Source organism: Rubritalea profundi (assembly GCF_002954445.1).
GTDB lineage: Bacteria > Verrucomicrobiota > Verrucomicrobiia > Verrucomicrobiales > Akkermansiaceae > Rubritalea > Rubritalea profundi.
This window is the reverse complement of the sequence record NZ_MQWA01000001.1, coordinates 3,459,453-3,478,532: the sequence shown is the minus strand read 5'-3', so window position 1 is coordinate 3,478,532 and position 19,080 is coordinate 3,459,453. Positions and strand designations below refer to the sequence as shown.

Genomic DNA, 19,080 nt, shown 5'->3' with positions numbered 1-19,080 from the left:
AAAAACACCAAACAATAAAACAAATAACATGAAATACACCATACCAACACTAACCGCAGTAGGCATCGTATTCCTCAGCTCATGCGGAGATAAACCTAAAGAACATAGCGATAAAGATGACCACGCGGGTCACGACCACGCCGAAGGTGAGCACAATGATCACGAAGGGCACGACCACGCCGCAGGTGAGCATGATGATAAAGCCGAGGACGATCACTCTGGCCATGACCACATCAAAGCTGGACCCAACAAAGGTCGCATGATCTCCAGCGTCACCCCTCAGGCCGAGTTCTTCGTAATGGACGATGGACGCGTACAGATTAGCTTCTTCGATGCTGACATGAAAGCCGTGGCTCCTGCTGGTCAGACTGTGAGCGTCATTTCTGGTGAGCGTATCAGCCCTCTCGAAATGAGTTTCACTGCAGAAGGTAATGCGTTGGTATCCAAAGAAGCACTACCAAAAGGTAACAACTTCCCTACCGTTGTTGCCATCAAAACTAGTCCCGACTCTGAAGAGGTAGTCACCAAGTTCACTCTCGACCTCAGCGACTGTTCCAGCTGCTCGAACAAAGAGTACGCTTGTGAGTGCCACCACTAATAATACCACTTAGCAAAACCAAAGAGACAAATGTTCTTTTTGCTGGCTTTAGGAAAATGCGCTACGCGGAAAGCTATGAGAGCTGGGCGCTTTCTTGATAAATCGGCGTTTCTCCTCGGTCATGGTGCTCGGTCCTTATTTAGCTCTTATCTAACCAGATAAAAAATCCCGCATGGAAGAAACTCCATGCGGGATTACTGTTTTGAGAGGTGCTGTTACCTTACTTCCACTGCTGCATGTAGCTAGCAATGTCAGCCACGTCTTGACCGCTAAGCCCTAACTGCTCAGCTGAAAGCATCAGTGAGCGAGACATCCACTTGGCCGATTTCACACGGTCCTTTGGTACCAACTGCACCACACCACCAGTAGAAGTCACAACTAAAGGGTCACCAGCTACAACAAGCCCATGGACTACTTTACCGTTCGTTAGCACTACTTCTTTACCTTTAAATCCGTGAGCAATATCAGCAGATGGTTCTAGAATGCTCTTCACGATAGCTTCTCGAGACTGAGTGGATCCCCATCCTTTCAATGCTGGACCGTAGTTAGGTCCTACTCCATTGATGTTATGGCACATGACACAACGCTGGATAGTGACTGCCCCTTTCTTTGCATCGCCTTTGAGCTTCATAACCTCAGCAACTGACGGCAATTTAGTCGACTTGGGTGGTTCTGGTACGGTCATCGAATTGACTACAATCTTTGATGGATCATAGATACCACGCTTCTTAAGTTCATCTTTAATTCCCATTGAAGCCCAAGTTCCTGTTCCTCGCTCAAACAACCAATAAACCGACTCAGCTTTCACCAAAGATTTATCATTAGCCAAATCCAACACAGCTAATGCTGCTGACTTGTCATTGATAAAGGAGAGTGACTCCACTGCGAACTCTCTCTGCTCCTGAGTTAACTCCTTGCTCTGAGCGCGTTGCTTCAGATCTGAAACAGCAGCCACAGGCCACAAGCGCCATGTGAGACGAGCAAATGAATCCGACCAACTAGCAGCAGGTCCTACAGCTAGCTCGTTTTTAAGACCAGTCCAGATTGCTTCTTCTTTGTTCTCCGCACCAAGCCCGATAGACTCGAGGTAGTTCTTGTCCTTACCATCGTAAGCTTTTGCAAGAGTCACGAAGATCGGCAATGTTTCATCAGCACTGTAGTGTCTCAAGGAGAGAGCCACATCACGGCGCACTGCTGGACTAGGATCGCCTGCTAGTGATTTAGCGTAGGCCAGCATGTTTGCACCAGTGCGGCGAAGCGCTCGATAGGCGACTACTCGTTCATCTGAATTCGTGCTCTTAAGTAAACTCTCACACTTCGCTAACCCTTTGGCTCCGAGGTGAGGTAGCAACCAAATCGCACGCGATGCGATGTACCTGTTAGGATTGTCGAGTAGTGCGACAACCGCAGCGAGCGACTTCTCTTTATTATCGCGAAGTCCATTGAAACCGAGGTGACGCACGTTGACCGCGGGTGAACTCAATGCAGTGATTTGACCAGCAGTAGTCTTAAGGTCAATGCTTGGAATGTTCGGTTTAAATCCTTTTGGAGCGATACGGTAAATCGCTCCAGAACAGGAATCATCCATAGTACTATGACCACCGACTCGTCCATCGAACCAGTCCGTCACATACACGGCTCCGTCTGGACCGACTGAAACATCGGAAGGACGGAAAAGCACCCCTTGGTACTCGATCTGGTCATTGCTTGAAACGCGCTTGGTTTGATCACCACCGATATATTCACCTTGAACGTTTGAGGTGAGGAAATTGACGCTCTTCATCTCGAAGCTTGCACCCTTTGCTTTTGGTCTATAGCCGAAGATTGTGTTACGCGCCGCCTCACAAGCGAGGTAGGAACCTTCCCAGTTCTTCCCAAGTGCACCATTTTCATAGAAAACGTTGCCTGTTGGAGAGCCGTGGCCATAGACATCACCTACATCAAATGTACCTGGATCGTCTTGACGCCAGTGAGCACGAGCCACTGGCTGCCCCGGACGCTGCACAGAGCGCCAAGTTCTCTGACCATTTTTAGTGAAGAAACCGGCACTACCGTACTCCAAAACATAGGAGTTCCTGCAACCGCCAAAGTCATCATTATCATTCTGGAAAATATCTCCCATAGAGTTCACTGACTGCTCATAAGAATTACGGTAACCGTGGCCAACTATTTCAGCATCGGTTCCGTCTGGATTCATTCGTACCGTGAAGCCTGAGGTCCAGACAAAGCCATCATCAGACGCTTTGCCACCCAGCTTATTATTATCCATATAGAATGTCCCCCCCCCACCGCGGTAAACACCGTTCATGTTGAAGGTCTTGCCGGAATTATCTTTAAAAATAGCACCACAGTTACCCGTGTTAAAATACCATTTACCATCCGGACCAGCTGTCAGCGAGTGCAGCGAGTGGTCGTGCTGACGGGCATTGAAGCCAGTGAGTAGTACTTCTTTTTTGTCCACTGCTGGATCAAATTTTAAATCCCTATTCACATCAGTATAAACCAACATGTTAGGTGGCTGAGAAACGATTATTTTATTATCGAACACAGCCACACCTAATGGAGACTCTAGGTCTTTATCCTGCACGAAGGTGTGGGAACTATCAGCAGTTCCATCACCATTGGTATCTTCAAGCACAACAATCCTATCTCCCTCCGGGCGACGCCCAGCCTTACGGCGGTAGTTCACCCCTTCAGCCACCCAGACTCGTCCCTTGTGGTCGATATCCATGTTTGTTGGGTTAAATAGCATCGGAGACTTAGCCCACACTGTTACTTCTAACTCCTTATCTTCAGGCGTAGAAAAATGCTCTAGTGCCACTTTCTGGGCAGCTTCTTTCGGTGACCATTCTACCTTAGCAGTTTTTACCAACTTAGCCTTTTGAGCTTTTTTTTTAGCCGCTGCCGCTTTCCTTTTCTTCAAGTCAGGAAGCTTCATTGGCTTCTGCTTGTAGAGCGCTGCTGTTGGAAGCTCTATCGGCTTCTTGAGCCCTGCGCTCAGTTGCTCTTTAGTGATTGGTTTAGAGGGAACTCCAGCTTTAGGAACATCACCGCGCGCAGTCCAAACAATGGCATTGAGCACCATCTTGCGGAAATCATCGATAGCCCAGTTGCGGTGGTAGTGACCACCAACAAATCCTATGCCACGGCCACCATCAGTCGTCGGAGTATCTTTATACCACATCAACTTCTGAGGCTTGCCGAAACCCTTCTCACCATGCTCATTCCACATATTGATGTAGCGAACCATGCGATCTGGTGATGGAACACCAGTCACAGCTCCGCCGCAACAATCACAGTCATCAGCAAAACGCATGTTGTAGTAAAATTCATCATAGGCGGGAAACTTTTCAGGCAAACCATTGGCAATTGGCAATTTTTTATTCGCCTTCAAATCCGCAATCCAATGTGGATTCACGGAATAGTCATCCTCCATGTAGCCGCCAAGCCATGGGAGGTAATATTTCTGACCCGCGTCCTTTGTTGGATGCACCCCATAATGCATGAACATGATGCCCATGCCATTCTTCACGTGCTTATCTAACACCGCATACTTTTCTCCAAATCGTCCGCCAGCATCAGCGTACACAATGCATGCGTCGACATCTTTAAAGATAGATTCATCCTTCGGCCAACCAGGGTGGTACACCTTCGCTTCGACATCCAGTCCACTCGCATTCAGGGCTTCAGCGAGCAATTTACAGCCAGCTTCAAATTCGTGTTCACCGTTCGCATGGCTCTTCTTGCCAGCCAGGAAAAGAATTTTCTTCGTCTTAGCCTCAATCATCTGAGGGCTCACCGCCAAAGTCACAGCCAGACAGAGGCTGGACCGCCTCAGTAGTTTAGGTATCCAATTTTTCTTCATCATAGAGTTATAAGTGTTCTAGGCGTAATAATGCCGCCCGTACTTTGCACCACAATACTTGCTCAGAGCCAGCATAATGCATGCATTCACAACTCTATTTCCAAATCACTCGATTTCTGACATTCTTTTTTAGTTTTCTTTTCCTCCCTTTCAAACCGCGGAATACGACACCTCTCAAAATCTAAGCGTCGGTCACTTGAATCACTTAATTTCCTCCACGCTCATCGCGTCGAGGAAAAATTTCACTGAAGATTTATTGTCGATCGAAATTGCTAGATTGAGCCCGGTGATGTCCATCAAATCATTCTCGAGCCCAGCTCCAGTAACATTTGGCCTCATAACCAATGAGTCCTTGGGCAAGGACAAGTCCACCGAGAATTTTTGCCACTCTGTGCTCTCTACTGTGATTTTTTCCACACTGGGTTGCACTTGTCGCATCGACGGGTAGGCGCTAGCAACGACTCGGGTCGCAATGCTCAAGCTACACGGCTTGCCAGTAGATTCCAACATCGCCCAACCAGAAATGCGAAACTTCAGCCCCTTTCTAGCCTTCAATGAAGTTCCGTCATCGTAAGTCAGTCTCTGAGTCAGGAACCCTCCCTCTTCTATGATCACTGCGTAGCGACCCTCCTTAGCCGATCGCTTGCCATCGGTCGCGCGTTCGACATCACAAACTTTTACTTTGCTTGTTTGAAAGTAATCCTGCCACTCAAGGATGGTAAAAATGTAGGGAGGACTCTTTTCATTGATATCTAGATCCTCGAATGAGGCATTATTGAATGCTAATTTTGGCGCTAATCTCGGTGCCAGCTCGGGCTCAGGGGACCGGGTAAGCTGGAAAATCAAAGCCGCCACCGCCATCAGACCGAGCGCCACCAAACTATAGCTTAGGAAATTTGCCTGTGTTGTGGGCTTGGGCGGTAGCTCCACAGCCTTTCCATGTTTGGAATTCTCAATCTTAACCACGTTGCTCATCGCCCGACTCACTGACGCAAAGCCTCTTTTCTTTTCGAAAACAACATGCCGCTTCTGGGTCAACTCCACTCGCACTGGCGCCATCGATTCTTCTAATTCGGCATGAAAATGCACGCGCTCGGCACAATAGTTCAGCGCTTCAGAATTCGATTCCAACAACGCCTCTAGACTATCTCTCTCGTCAGCAAGTAATCTGTCATCAATCATTTTATCAACCAAATCCCGCAGTTCGGAACTCGGTTGGTAATTCACATTGTTAGAAATTCGATCACTCATGATTTATTGGTACGGGAGTTCTTTCCGCACACAATCTCGAAGGATGGTGCGAAGGCGTTCGAGTTGTTTATACAAGCTATCTACTTTGCGGCTCAGGCTATTGGCTAGCAACTGCAGAGCTTGGCTATCAGCTGCTTCGTAGCGCGCATCTAGGATATTGCGTTGCTCAGGACTAAGCCTGTCTAGACAATCATTGAGAATGGAGATTCGATGATCTGGTTCCACCTGAAGTGTTCGATCTGCCAACTTTTCCATCATCGCTGGCGAGAGCTGAACGTGCTTTTTCGGCTGATGCTTCTTGAGCCAGCTTAGGGCTTTAAAGCGAGCGGTCGTGTAGGAAAACTTTTGGTACTCATCCAGCGTCCAACCTTCTTGTTGTTTATTCCACACCAACATACAGGTCTCTTGGATACAGTCTTCTATAGCCTCACTATTCTTTAAAAATCCATAGATGTAAGCGCGTAGTGGAACTCTCGTCTGCAGATAAAAATCTACAAATTTCCGAACCTGTGGGTCCAGCGCAGCAGCATCCACCTTATTTAACTCAGAGTTAGTAAGTTGTGATATTCCAGTACCTTTGAGCTCTTGTCCCATAAAAAATTAGCGCATCAATCACCCGTGCAACGCCTCAAGTACATACTCACTACTTCAGCAGCACATTTCAACCAAGGCAGAAATTACTAGGGATAGCTCTCACATTCGACAGAAAACGCACAAATATTAGTAATCTCGACGAACAAATATAAAGCACGCTAGCGACAGCACCACGCACTCGAAGCCTAGCGAACTAAGGTAAATGTACTTCATCGTGTGCCTTTCACGGGTCCTGCGCTCAGCCCGTTGGCTTTTGTATTGGACGTCATTTTTTTCAACGGATGCGAGCAAGTCAATTTGTTCAAGAATAGAGCCACTGTCACGGAAGCTCACCAATTGATCGAGTGAGAGCGTCACATCTCTGACCTTAGGAAACGGCGCACTCACAGATTTCACCAGTTTATAATACCCTTGGGCATCAAGATCTTCAGCTTGCTTTTCATCGAGCCCAGTCACTTCCCCCGACTTCCAATCAACCTTCATCTTCTCCTCCACCATGGCATAGGAATTCAGATACATTGTCTGTTCACTCACCTGAAGCATCCAAACCATCACCCAAAAAGAAACTCCAACTAACAGAGAAACCAAGGATGACTTTGTAACAACCCCCACAAGAACCTGCACACTATGAATCAAGCTAAAGGCGAAGGTCAGCACTGGAACTATCCAGAAGATACTCCAATTCCAATATTCGAGCCTTAAACCAATCGCAACAAATACTAACACGGCTAGTAGTAACGATTGGAGAGCCACGAACAACATGCACCCTAGATATTTCACAAAGAACAACCCCGTGCGAGACACTGGCTTGGATAACGAGATCTCGATGGTGCCTGCGCGAGTGAACTCAGGAAAAACAGAAACGGTACTTATCAACGCTAAAAGAATGGCTCCACTGCCTATCCAAAACCGATTAATGTATGAGGTGAATAGGGTGATATAGAACCATTCTCCTTCTGGGTTCCCAGAGCAAATAACATCACTCTCAAACTTCTCCATGCCAAAGAGTAACGTCATTCCGTCAGGTTCAAGGTTGATTGATAGATAGACTAGGCCGATCAGCGCAGACATGAAAATACTTACCCAAAAGAGTCGCTTGGCCAGCAGCATTCTCAAAGAATCCATCAATATCGTCACGACTTGAATCATTTGCGGTACCCTCCAGTCTTCGTCCCTTGTACCGTTTCCAAAAATATATCTTCAAGCGATTGTTTCTCACGCGTGATTTGCTCAATCACTACCTGCTTTGCGCGCAATTGATCAATGATCACTTGGATGTCAGCGGCACATTCCCTTTCCACTCTGAGTGATTGCTCACCTAGTTTGATTTGGCTTTTACTCGCTAACGACGCCTTGAGCTCACTTGTTAGCTCGCCAACGAACTCGATGGTATAGGCGCTGTCGCAGGCGGTCAGTTCCTTCATGCTCCCCTGCTTCACCACTTGTCCTTGATTAAGTATCGCCACATTATCACAGACCATTTCCAGCTCTCCTAGCAAGTGGCTATTCACAAAAATTGTTTTCCCTTGGTCTCTCAACGACTTGAGCACTCCGCGCATTTCTTTGCGCCCTTGAGGATCCACTCCATCGGTGGGTTCATCTAAAAACACCAACTCAGGGTCATTGACCAAAGCCTGAGCTAGTCCAATCCTTTGCTTCATCCCCTTGGAATACGTGCGCATTTTTCTATTCGCCCATTCGTTCATCCCTACAAGTCCTAACAATTCTTCTTCGCGCTTCTTGCAAAACTTCGAGCAAATTCCAGAAAGCCCGGCAGAATAGCGAATCACCTGACGGCCAGTGAGGTATTCTGGAAATTGCACATGCTCAGGAAGATAGCCTACTTTTTGAAGCGTTTTCTTATGCCCGATCGGTTGACCTAACATCACTCCCTTACAACTAGTCGGCCGAATAATAGTCAGTAGGATCTTTAGCAATGTGCTTTTGCCTGCTCCATTCGGCCCGAGGAGGCCAAATATCTCTCCAGCAGGGACGCTCAAGGCAACATCACGCAAGGCTTCCACCCGCCCACTAAATCGCTTTCGGACATGGATGATATCTATCGCTGCAGGCCTATCAGTCACAAATGTAAACTAGTAAATTTCGAATCACTCGCCAATCTAAAAGGACCAAGATATAATAATTATGTTAGGTTGTGTATCTGAGTAAACACTTGAGATTGAATCAAATTTACAGTTCACTACAGCTCTTAGCACAATCATCCTCGATGGGAACTCTCAGATATCGACAAAATCGGGGAATATACCCCCACTTGCGACCTCTTACTGAGATAAGGAAACAACCCATGAAAATAAAACCATTACTCTATATTGTAGCAATTGCGGCACTCGCATTCACCTACTTTAGTAACCAATCCGTTATGTCAGCCGATAAATCACCCGCAAAGATGCCAGATGTCCCCGATGGTCACGAACAAATTAGCCTCGGAGCCGGATGTTTCTGGTGTATTGAAGCCATTTATAACCGACTCAATGGAGTCAAATCTGCCGTCTCTGGTTACACTGGCGGCTCAGTAAAGAACCCGACTTACCAAGACATTTGTACTGGTGCCTCAGGCCACGCCGAAGTCGTCCACATCGTTTATGACCCAAAGGTGGTCACTCTAGATACCATCCTAGCTTGGTTTTGGAAAGCCCACGACCCCACCACTCTGAACCGCCAGGGAAATGATGTCGGCACTCAATACAGGTCCGCTATTTACTACTACAACGATGCGCAACGTAAGCTTGCTGAGGCATCCAAAACTGCGGCCCAGAAAGATTTCAAATCACCGATTGTCACCGAGATCACCAAGTCTGTAAAATTCTACCCAGGCGAAGCTTACCACCAAGATTTTTACAAAAAAAACAAAAGTAAAAATAGCTACTGCCGATTCATCATCGCTCCGAAGATGAAAAAACTCGGATTCGAAGACAAAGAAAAAGTAGCAAAGTGATTTTAAAAAAGTGTTCGGTTTTCAGAGTTCCGTGTTCAGACCATTGCTATGAAGCGAATGATGAAACCTAGTGAGATGCAGGCATCCTTAGATCGCGCTGATTCACGGCTATAGCAGGTAGGAACTACTCTAACACTCTATCTATCGCGACCACATGATCTGGTTGGACTTTTGACCTTGTGACTTTTGACACTGGGGAGTGTCGAAGGTCTGAAAGTCGAAGGTCAAGTTAGCAAATTCTGGGAACTTTGGTTTGGTTGAGTTATATTACGTAGATTTACGCGTACCCTCCCATTCTAGCATTCACCCATGCAGGGACGCTTATCGGAGAAACTTCCCTGCCTATTCATTCGTGTGTTTGGTGTGAATTCGTGGTAGAGATGTTTCATCGTACACCGCTTTCGTTACTTTCGCATTTTTCGTGGTAAGATCCGTTTCATAACCCCAGCAACTATTAGTGGCATTCGTGAGATCCGTGGTAAGAACCGCTTCATCGTACAACACTTTCGTTACTTTCGCATTTTTCGCGGTAAGAAAAGTTTCATCGTCCTAGCTAATCAATAGACTTAGCATCTACGCCAACTTAGCTCACTCCAAAATCATAACAAATCAAATGCTGGTAGGATTCCCCCACACCGAGCATTGGGCTTGGAAATTGTTTTTGGTTCGGTGAATCAGGAAAATGTTGGGTCTCCATACAGACTCCTGAGCGTGCGTGAATCAGCTGATTCCCCTTCCCTTTGGTTGAGCCATCGAGGAAATTTCCTGAGTACAGCTGGACACCTGGCATGTTAGTAGACATGCACAGACTACGTCCGGATTTTGGATCGGTTAAAGTGAGCGAGTTCAGAGCCAGATTCTCCACCTTGTCAGAGAAAACAAGACAGTGGTCATAGCCTTGCGTTCTCTCGATTTGCTCATCGCCAGAATTTAGCCCCACACTGAGTGGTTTGGTAATTGAAAAATCAAAAGGGGTCTCACTCACTGAAGCTATTTCTCCAAGAGGGATGGAATCAGCATCGACCGGCAAGTAATGTGCCGCTTGCACCGACTCCATTGTGTGATTTAGCACCGACTCAGCAGGATCTCCAGTGAGATTCCAATACACATGCTGCACGATATTTACCGGTGTCTGCTTGGTGGTTGTCGCTGTGTACTCTACCTCTAAACGCATAGCCTCAGTGACTTCGTAGCGGACTGAGATCGCCAACTCACCTGGGTAGCCGTCACTGCCATCTACACACGCCAGAGCAAACACAATTTTAGTATCACTCTGCTCAACGACGTCCCACACTTCGTTGTGAATCCCCCCTAGTCCACCATGCAGGTGGTTGGGTCCATTATTTCTTGCCAATTGGTAATCCTTTTCATCAAGGGTAAACCGACCATCAGCGATGCGATTAGCAAAGCGCCCGACTGACCTCCCCATATAGGCTGGATCATCGCGTAATCCAGCTAATCCATCCGGGCCTTGCACCACATCTTCAAAATTTCCCTCACGGTCTGGAGCCAATACCCTCAAGATACTTGCCCCCAAGTTACTCAGGCTTACTTCGATTCCAGTTCCACAGCGCGCAGTAATGGTGAATATTTGCGCTTCTACCGTTCCCTGATTCTCCGCCTTTTCTATATTTTGCATTCTAGATTAGCTCTCTGTTCCGACTCGTAGCATAATTATTAGTAATCGCTGTGACTACACCTTTGCGAGTTCTTTAAGCAAAATGGCATTCATCTCGATGCCCGCCTCGAAGTTCTCAACCCAGAAGTTTTCATTCGGCGCGTGGATTTGACAATCAGGCAAGGAGAGGCCTAACAAGAGAGAGTCGGCACCAAGGATGTCCTGCATATCTTTAATGATGGGAATACTTCCTCCTTCACGAATCAGCACGGGTTTCTTGCCAAACGATTTTTCTAGAGCGATCTGACCAGCTTTGCCGTACGGGCTGTTAGGGTCACTGTAGTAGGGCTTGCCATCGTGGCCAACTTCCACCTCCACAGTCACTCCTACTGGAGCGTGCTTCTCAAGGTGGGCTTGGACTTTTTTGCTGATGTCTTCAGGGACTTGATTCGGCACTAATCGGAAGGAAAATTTCGCCATCGCCTCTGCAGGGAGAACCGTCTTGGAGCCTTCACCCTGGTAACCACCACCAATGCCATTGACCTCGGCAGTTGGCCGCGCCCAGAGACGTTCAGCAGTGCTGTAGCCTGGTTCACCAAATACTGCAGGAGCTCCAGTTAGACCCATCATATCTTGGTCGCTCATCCCTGGGATTTGCGCCCACATCTCGCGCTCCCAGTTCTCGAGTGGTTTCACATCATCGTAAAATCCTTCAATCGCGATATTGCCCTCAGCATCGTGCAGGCTCGCTACCAGCCGCGCCACAGCCGTTACTGGATTTGCCACTGCCCCACCATAACAACCCGAGTGCAGGTCGCCACTCGGCCCTTTGACAGTCACTTCACAGCAAGTGATTCCACGTAAGCCGTAGCCCATAGTTGGGACTCCACGCGCCACCATACCAGTGTCAGAGACAGCAATGATGTCACAAGCGAGTTCCGCTTTGTGTGCTTCGAGAAAAGGCACTAGGTTCGGACTGCCGATTTCCTCTTCCCCTTCAAATAGGAAAATGAGGTTCACCGGTAGTTCGCCGTGCTCTTTCAGAGTCTTCTCTACACCTAAAACATGCGCCATCATCTGGCCTTTATTGTCGCTAGTACCACGTCCCCAGATCCTGCCGTCTTTCAGAACAGGCTCAAAAGGGGCTGTATCCCAGAGCTCTATAGGATCGACCGGCTGCACATCATAATGACCATAAATAAGAACCGTCTTACGGCCTTCTTTGTGCTCATTCCTAGCGACTACCACCGGATGGCCGGGAGTCTCGTGAAGCTCAACACTGAGCCCCATGCCTGAAAGTTTTTGCTCGAGCCATTGGCCACAAGCGAGCACATCGCCGGCATGTTCAGATGCCGTGGAAATACTAGGAAAACGGAGAAAACTAAAAAGATCATCAAGCTGAGATTGCATGCCACATTCATGCGCTTTGCCAGAGGCTTCGGCAAGCCCGAAGATCACTAATTCACCCCCGCTCGTGCGTCTCTAACCGGACATCCTCGCCGCATCAGTCATTGGCACAATGCCGATAACGCAACTTGATATCCAATGGACAAAGGAGTTGAGATCAAGGAGACCTAAAAACGCGCAAATTAATAGAAAAAATGAGGGCTGCCACCCATAAACAAAACCCTAGCGGTAAAATGATATGTGAACATTCCCCATCTGCTTATTTATATTTTTTACTGTTGTTCGGACTTTCAGTTTAAATATTTCGTCACGGGCCAGCACATCTTATTCCCTTTCGCCTTCGGTGGCTAAAAGTGGTGGAATCCAGTGCCAGTAACTCATCCTTCCCGTAAAAAAATAAGCGCTAAATCCCTGTAGCGTTCCCTTCGAGGCTAACCTACTTCTTTGTTAGCGGTTCAAGGTCGAATTTTTTGAATTCGACTTCGGCACCTTCAGCTTGAAGAGCGATTTGCCCTTTGCTGGCTGTTGATTTAGTCCCATGGTTTACAAGGGTATCGTTGACCCAGACTTTCACCTCGTCAGCTTGACACTCGATGACCATTGTATTCCACTCACCCAGCTTATTCTCGGAATCATCCGTCAGGTTCAGAATGCGACGTGCATCCCCTTTACTGCCTCCATATTTTTGTCCCTCTTTCTTAGGACGGCGCTGATCCATGTTGGGAACTTCAATATTTTCCCCAATGCACCAGAAGTCTCCAGCGTGTCCCGACTGCATCTGAACTTCGATCGATTTTGGAAACATTCCATAGAGAACTCGTGGCTTGGAGGAATGAACTAACACACCACAATTACCGGGCTTTCCAGTGAAACGATACTCCACGGTAAGGCGGTAATTCTCGTAAGACTTGTCAGAGATCAAATGGCCACGAGGGGTGCCAAGGCTCACCAACTTTCCATCCCGCACCATAAAGCTGGGCTGAATGTTAGGGGTTTTATCGGCATCAGGCACATCGGTCTTCCAGCCCGCAAGGTCTTTACCGTTAAATAATGGTTCGGCAGTCGCTAGCGGTCCCCCCACTAAAGTCGCAGCCAGTGTGGCAAAAAATGTCATTCTTATTTTCATCATCTCTTTTAAAACGTACTCTTGCAGATCGATATTTCACTCAGAATCAGCAAACATAAAGTTTCCTCAGCTGCTCGGAATAAAATTTAAACTTTAAAAGGTACCTATTTCCCCCGCTCATTCTTCGCTTCAACAAGCCTTCGTCACAATCCCCCACACCTCTTCGCACACTGCGTAAAAAGGGGGACGATGCGTGACTACGGTTTGATTTCTGCTAATATCTTTGGCACCACTTGGGTGGCTAGACCGGTGTATCCTTCAGGGTTGAAATGGCAGCCATCCTTCAATTGCCATTGCTTTAGATTGGGCAGAGCAAGCGCATACAGGTCATTGATGACGATGTCATTGTCTTGCATCAACTTTGCGGCAAGCTTGTTGTTCTCGGCAAGAAACACCTTCGTATCCTACCCGTATGAGATAAATGGTGTTGTGCTGGCCCAGATGAGTTTGGCCTTGGTGCGCTTGACGACTTTGAGCACTTTCTCGAGATTCTTGATGTATTGCTGATGGCTGTATCTGCGTTTCAAGTCTGCTTCTTTATAGTTACTCAGATTGTTAGGCATGATCAGTTTGCCATTATGCAGGTAGTGGGTGTCCCAGATGCCAAAGTTGAAGTGGATGACATCCCACTTTCTGTTAGCCACCCATGCCTTCATGCTTTGTGCCCTATGGCCCGAGTACATGCAATTGGCTCCGGGGCGAAACACATCAGCCTTACCATGCAACAACTTGCGCACGGCTGTGGTGTATCTGATAGAGATCGAATCTCCTATGATCAAGACATTGAGCAGATCCGGATCGTCCTTCGGATTGACAAAGGCTTTTTGCGGATGGGGGGCATCGTTTTTACTCGGCTCCGCAGCGCAAACATGCGCGGGTAACGCAAGTGCAGTGAATGCCAGGAGGAATGCTGTTAGTTTATTCATGGGCCTGATGCTCGGGGTGAGGTTATCTATTTACTTTAGTGCTTCACCTTCAACCGTGCGGATTGAATGCTGATGTGCAATTTCCTGATTGTTAGGAGGCCGGATTCGTCCGCCTTTGCCGATCCGGTCTGCAGGGTTTTGCCCTCACGACTGAGGGACCATTGGTAGGTTTGTCCGGCCTTGGTTTTAAATCGCTGCAGGCGTCGAAAACTCACGGCCGTGTTCGCGGTGTTAGGGAGATCGATCTTCCCCTTCAGTGCGGGCTTGAGCTCGGTTTTGTTGACGAGTCGGAGATCGATCTGGAAGTTACTTGGAGTATCCGCAATGGTTTTCCATCGGAACAGGGCGCCGATCTGGCCGGACTTGTCACCGCCGGTCGCGTTTTTAAAACCTGGGTAGTTGTTGTCCGTGCTGGCATTTGAGAAAACCGGATAGGCCTCGTTTTTGCGAATCGATCGCCATGGGAAAGCTTGCGCCGCAGGGTGGTATCCGGCCGTTGAGCTATTGTGACCATGCTGCCCCCATGCAAACACGAGTGGGAATTTCTTTTCCTCGAAGTAGGCAATCAACTTCTCCTGCCCTTTACTCCAGTTGTCGTTTTGTGCGGAGAAATTGACGAGAATTGGCGGATCAGGAACGTCCTTGCCAAACACGCGGTGTTGGATGTGCTCGATCCCGGCTGGCACCATCAGATTCACTGCCGCAAAGATGTCACCACGCCTCATACCGATCCCGAGGCTGCCGCTCCCGCCCATCGAGATGCCGCTGAGGTAGACGCGGTTGCGGTCGACTTGATAGGTCTTGACCGCCCATTCGATCGTCGTAAGAATCCGTTTTTCCGTCGGGCAATACGCATCCGCGTATTTCTCAGACTCCCGCTTGATCGCGTGTGCGCCCCACCACCAATCGTTCCGATTCTTTGCGCAATCGAGGTAGATGACCACTTGGTCCTCAAGTCCCACGTAGTGAAACCAATCTGGTTTCTTAAAGGCTAGATCTAATACGATGTCGCCACTACAACCTGCCGAGTGAAGGACCACATGCAATGGCTTTTTCTCGGGATTATCTGTAAGGGGAAGAACGTAGAAGTAATCCTGCTGTGGCTTTGCGTACCCCCACTCAGCGATACTGTCGTGTTCGTAGCGCAGGACCTTTCGCTCGCCTTTTTTAAACTCCTTGACCAGCTTCATCTCGGGCATGCCGAAACTGACCTCTTCTGAGGCAGAGAGTAACGCTGAGGATAATAGCAGAGAGGAAAGAACCCTAGCGCATGGTTTGATCATGGACGACATCTACGCTTTCTCAGTTCTATTTGGAAGGCTTTAATGGCTGCCATTTCTCGCGGTATTCCATTTTCACCTTGCCGGTTTTCTCATTAAGAAACAGCGGAAGAAACAGATAGCGCGATTTATTGATGTCGTTTTTATCCGAATTCCACCACTGGTCGCAGAGCGCCATCACGGTGTCGGACTCCTTGAGGTAAATCAGGTCGGTGACCTGAGATCCCCAACTCTTCTGCTCGCTGATATCTGCCTGCTTTTTGTATTCTCCTAGCGGCGAATCGGCCACGGCACACTTGGTATTTGAACCCGCCCAGCCATGCACGCCGGATGCGACTGCGATGTACTTGCCTTTGTGTTTCACCATGGCGGGAGCTTCGCAGCCTTTGTCAAAGATCACCACGCCATCTCTGTTACTGGTCAAGTAATCGTCACTGAGGCTATCGATGCGGATGGCATAACGCCAACCGTTCGCTGGCTTGGCATCTGGTGCATTGTGATCACAGTAGATCACGTAGGCCTTGCCATCGTCATCTTGGAAGATATTCATGTCGGATCCAAACCCAGTTGAGGTGCCCATTTGTTGCGGCCCGTGTGGAGTAAATGGTCCCTCTGGATGATCGGCTGTTGCGACACAGAGAAACGACGCCGGCATCGCCACAAACCAACGGTACCACATCACATACTTCTTGGTTTTTTCATTGTACATCACATGTGCCCGCCCGGTGGCTCCGACCTTGCCGAAGCCTTTCTCAGGGCGCGGTAGGCACACGCCTTTGTAGGTCCAGTTCTTGAGGTCAGTGGAGCTGTAAACTTGCACGCCGTTCCAGACAGGTCCGGCCGGCATGCGGAACCTGCCCTTGGGATTATTTTCATAGCTGCTGCCGTACCAGTAGAACACTCCGTTGAAGCGTGATAGCTCACCTTCGTGTGCGACGATGGTATTGCCTTCGGTATCCTTCCAGTCGGTGCCATTGACGATAGTGGTATCGTTCGCTTCCGGATCTGCCGAAGCCAAACAAGCTAGCTGCGTTAAGCAGATCGCAGAAACCACAACTCTCCAAATTTGTTGAAACATGACTTACAAATCGTACTGAGGAATCTTCATCCACTCGCCGCCTTTCATGGCGGATTTGTGGGCGATCACACCACCCAGGGTCATGTTCAGGGCATCGCCGATGTCGACGATGGGTTTCTTATCCAGCAGGATGGATTCGATGAAGTTGTTGGTCAGTTGGCCGTGCGAGCCGCCATGACCGCCGCCCTTGACGCTTGGTGGTAGCGGCGGGCGAGTTCCTTTGATTTTATTATTATGAGGTTTTTGTCCGTAGACGCGACCTTTCTCGCCGTGGGCATTTTTCATGTCCCAGCTTCCCGCCATTCGTGAGATACCGCCTTCGCTGGTCTTGAACATAGCGACTTCCGTGCCAAACGGGTTCTTGTGCTGGTTGTCACCCTTGTTGTATTCGGCGTAGATGCCGGGTGTGCCCAGTCCGGATACTTCGGTGAACCGTCCACCTGTGATACCAACGTAGTAGGCCGTCGCGTGGGTGGGATACCACATTGGCGGCAGAGCCTTGCGCCAGCCGTTGAGATCAATCTTGCCGTTTTGGGGGTTGTAACCGGGAAGTCCCTTGGGACCGAAGTCATGATAGTACTCGCCCTCTGAGTAAATGATTTTACCAAGCGCCCCTGCCTGGCATTGCATGCGTTTGGAGTAGAGGTCGGTATGGAACATTGAGGTCTCATTCATCATGTACTTCATGCCGCTCTTCTTGACGGCATTGAACAATTCTTCCGCCTGCCCCTCGGCTTCAAAGCCAAACACGGCTGGTACTGCAGAGACCACATGCTTGCCGTGATTCAATGCCATGATTGCCAGACGAGCGTGGCTTGGCGCATCGGTAGCGATGTAGATGGCTTCGATGCTCTTGTCCTTGATCATTTCTTCGCAAGACGGATAAGTCTTCTTGGCTCCCACAGCTCTGGCCAAGGCAGCACAGCGACCCGGATCGAGATCGGTGGCTGCCACCACTTCGACATTCGGGTGGTTTTGATAAAAGAATGCCCCACCGAATTTACAGAGGCCGTATCCAGCGATGCCGACCTTGATCTTACGATCGGAAACCGATCTCCACCCCCTTGCAGCATTAGGATCATCCTTGATTTTTTCAAATCCTGGGATGATTTTCCCATCGGCATCCTTGGGTGCTGCTGAAACGTTGCCCGCCATTCCGGCCATGCCGAGAAATGCTCCCGCGCCGCCAAGTCCGTGCAAGAACCCGCGACGTGACAGGCCGCCTTCTTCTAGATTTTCAATGCTATTCTCGTTGTTCAGTTGTTCGTTATTCATGATATTTTTTAAGCTTGTTCCATTAAATCCTGAACGGTTCATGTTATTCAGTAAGAATATGACATGCTACAAGATAACCTGCATAATTTGAATGCAGTGAATGCGCTCAATTTATGCACAAATCCGACTTTTTAATTGGAAGAGGGCAAACCTGAACATCCAAGTGTGTCCTTTACGAATGCACAACCCCATGGACCTGACGAACTCCTCGGTAACGGTTAGGAGAAATTCCAAAACGGCGCTTGAAACTGCGGGAGAAATGGAACGGACAGTGGAAACCACAGTGGTAGGCGACTTCCTCAACGGACTCGTCCTGAGAGGCCAGTAATCTGGAGGCACGCTGGAGCCGAGCCTCGATCAACCAAGTTTTCGGAGTCATCCCAGTGTGCGATTTGAACAAGCGACTGAAGTAATCCGAGTTGAGCCCACAAACAGCAGCCCAGTTGGCGATGGAAACATCTTCACCTAGGCGCTGCTGAATCCATTCTTGTGCGGTGAGCACATGATGAACGGTCTTTGAAGTCGCCTGTGCTGCACCTGGGTCAGGGCGAAGAGCTTCCTGCACTCCTGCCAGCCAGCTAAAGATGGCTGCCGAGACATGTAGATTACGCCAGCGGTTTTCTGTTTCCAGCGCCTCAAGGACAGCGGTAAACTGTTGCTCGTAAGTTTTCCTGTCCTGCAGCAGATAATGGCGTCGGTAAGCATGACGAAGTAAAACGTTCGAGGTGTCGTCTTGGTTAAGTGAAAGGCAGGCCGACAGGCTGGTCTGAGGTCTTAACTGATCTTGGCCGAACGAGAACACATCTCCACTACGCAGTACGACCAACTCACCCGGCTGCATCAGCACATTGACGCCATTAACAACAGCCGTGCACGACCCCTCCTCAAGATAGAAAAAGCAGATGAGATCCGCCGCGAGTCGCGATGGCTCGATCGACCACTCCGGGTCCTCGCCCCAACGGCCAAACCACTTCACCTGCAATCCGAGAGAGGTTTCGAACTGTGGTTTCCAGTCGTGGTGATAAGGTAGGTCATTCTTCATTCAAGCCTTGCCTACCATGCGAGTCCTCAGTTGTAGAGTAAATAAGCGACTCAAGCCACCTCGT

Annotated in this window: 16 protein-coding genes; 2 read left to right on the top strand and 14 right to left on the bottom strand. The window is 48.8% G+C overall.

Annotated features, from left to right (window positions below; all coding sequences use genetic code 11):
• Positions 1-28: 28 nt before the first annotated feature.
• Positions 29-598 carry a hypothetical protein gene (locus BSZ32_RS19480; RefSeq protein ID WP_206018881.1) on the top strand — a complete coding sequence of 190 codons (570 nt, stop codon included), beginning with the start codon at positions 29-31 and terminating at the stop codon, positions 596-598.
• A gap of 220 nt (positions 599-818) precedes the next feature.
• On the opposite strand, the gene BSZ32_RS15280 is transcribed toward BSZ32_RS19480, so the two are convergent.
• The 5 genes from BSZ32_RS15280 to BSZ32_RS15260 form a co-directional block, all read right to left on the bottom strand.
• On the bottom strand, positions 819-4,466 hold the full coding sequence (locus BSZ32_RS15280) for a PVC-type heme-binding CxxCH protein (protein WP_240610654.1): 3,648 nt from the start codon (positions 4,464-4,466) through the stop codon (positions 819-821).
• A 198-nt stretch (positions 4,467-4,664) separates the two neighbouring features.
• The gene (locus tag BSZ32_RS15275) at positions 4,665-5,714 is read right to left on the bottom strand and encodes a hypothetical protein (protein ID WP_129589784.1); all 1,050 of its coding nucleotides are present in this window, start codon (positions 5,712-5,714) and stop codon (positions 4,665-4,667) included.
• A 3-nt stretch (positions 5,715-5,717) separates the two neighbouring features.
• On the bottom strand, positions 5,718-6,308 hold the full coding sequence (locus tag BSZ32_RS15270) for a sigma factor (RefSeq protein ID WP_105044215.1): 591 nt from the start codon (positions 6,306-6,308) through the stop codon (positions 5,718-5,720).
• 126 nt (positions 6,309-6,434) lie between these two features.
• Entirely contained in the window at positions 6,435-7,457 is a 1,023-nt protein-coding gene (locus tag BSZ32_RS15265; RefSeq protein ID WP_105044214.1) for an ABC transporter permease, read from the bottom strand.
• On the bottom strand, positions 7,454-8,392 hold the full coding sequence (locus BSZ32_RS15260) for an ABC transporter ATP-binding protein (protein WP_105044213.1): 939 nt from the start codon (positions 8,390-8,392) through the stop codon (positions 7,454-7,456). The genes BSZ32_RS15265 and BSZ32_RS15260 overlap by 4 nt, the downstream gene beginning before the upstream one ends.
• Positions 8,393-8,613: 221 nt before the next feature.
• On the opposite strand from BSZ32_RS15260, the gene msrA reads away from it, so the two are divergent.
• A complete protein-coding gene (msrA, locus tag BSZ32_RS15255) occupies positions 8,614-9,264 on the top strand; it encodes a peptide-methionine (S)-S-oxide reductase MsrA (protein WP_105044212.1) in 651 nt (216 codons plus the stop codon).
• A gap of 583 nt (positions 9,265-9,847) precedes the next feature.
• Here msrA and BSZ32_RS15250 read toward each other — a convergent pair.
• The 9 genes from BSZ32_RS15250 to BSZ32_RS15210 all read right to left on the bottom strand — a co-directional run bounded on the left by BSZ32_RS15250 (position 9,848) and on the right by BSZ32_RS15210 (position 19,016).
• Complete coding sequence (locus BSZ32_RS15250) at positions 9,848-10,903, bottom strand: aldose epimerase family protein (RefSeq protein ID WP_105044211.1); 1,056 nt, start codon at positions 10,901-10,903, stop codon at positions 9,848-9,850.
• 54 nt (positions 10,904-10,957) lie between these two features.
• On the bottom strand, positions 10,958-12,292 hold the full coding sequence (locus BSZ32_RS15245) for a dipeptidase (RefSeq protein WP_105044876.1): 1,335 nt from the start codon (positions 12,290-12,292) through the stop codon (positions 10,958-10,960).
• A 433-nt stretch (positions 12,293-12,725) separates the two neighbouring features.
• A complete protein-coding gene (locus BSZ32_RS15240; RefSeq protein WP_105044210.1) occupies positions 12,726-13,415 on the bottom strand; it encodes a 3-keto-disaccharide hydrolase in 690 nt (229 codons plus the stop codon).
• Positions 13,416-13,612: 197 nt separating this feature from the next.
• On the bottom strand, positions 13,613-13,810 hold the full coding sequence (locus tag BSZ32_RS15235) for an SGNH/GDSL hydrolase family protein (protein ID WP_105044209.1): 198 nt from the start codon (positions 13,808-13,810) through the stop codon (positions 13,613-13,615).
• A 9-nt stretch (positions 13,811-13,819) separates the two neighbouring features.
• The gene (locus BSZ32_RS15230; RefSeq protein WP_105044208.1) at positions 13,820-14,341 is read right to left on the bottom strand and encodes an SGNH/GDSL hydrolase family protein; all 522 of its coding nucleotides are present in this window, start codon (positions 14,339-14,341) and stop codon (positions 13,820-13,822) included.
• Positions 14,342-14,376: 35 nt separating this feature from the next.
• The gene (locus BSZ32_RS15225; protein WP_105044207.1) at positions 14,377-15,624 is read right to left on the bottom strand and encodes a hypothetical protein; all 1,248 of its coding nucleotides are present in this window, start codon (positions 15,622-15,624) and stop codon (positions 14,377-14,379) included.
• Positions 15,625-15,649: 25 nt separating this feature from the next.
• A complete protein-coding gene (locus tag BSZ32_RS15220; protein WP_105044206.1) occupies positions 15,650-16,699 on the bottom strand; it encodes a family 43 glycosylhydrolase in 1,050 nt (349 codons plus the stop codon).
• 3 nt (positions 16,700-16,702) lie between these two features.
• Positions 16,703-18,016: a Gfo/Idh/MocA family protein gene (locus tag BSZ32_RS15215; RefSeq protein WP_206018879.1), complete on the bottom strand. Its 1,314-nt coding sequence runs from the start codon at positions 18,014-18,016 to the stop codon at positions 16,703-16,705.
• A gap of 130 nt (positions 18,017-18,146) precedes the next feature.
• On the bottom strand, positions 18,147-19,016 hold the full coding sequence (locus tag BSZ32_RS15210) for a helix-turn-helix domain-containing protein (RefSeq protein WP_105044205.1): 870 nt from the start codon (positions 19,014-19,016) through the stop codon (positions 18,147-18,149).
• Positions 19,017-19,080 lie beyond the last annotated feature (64 nt).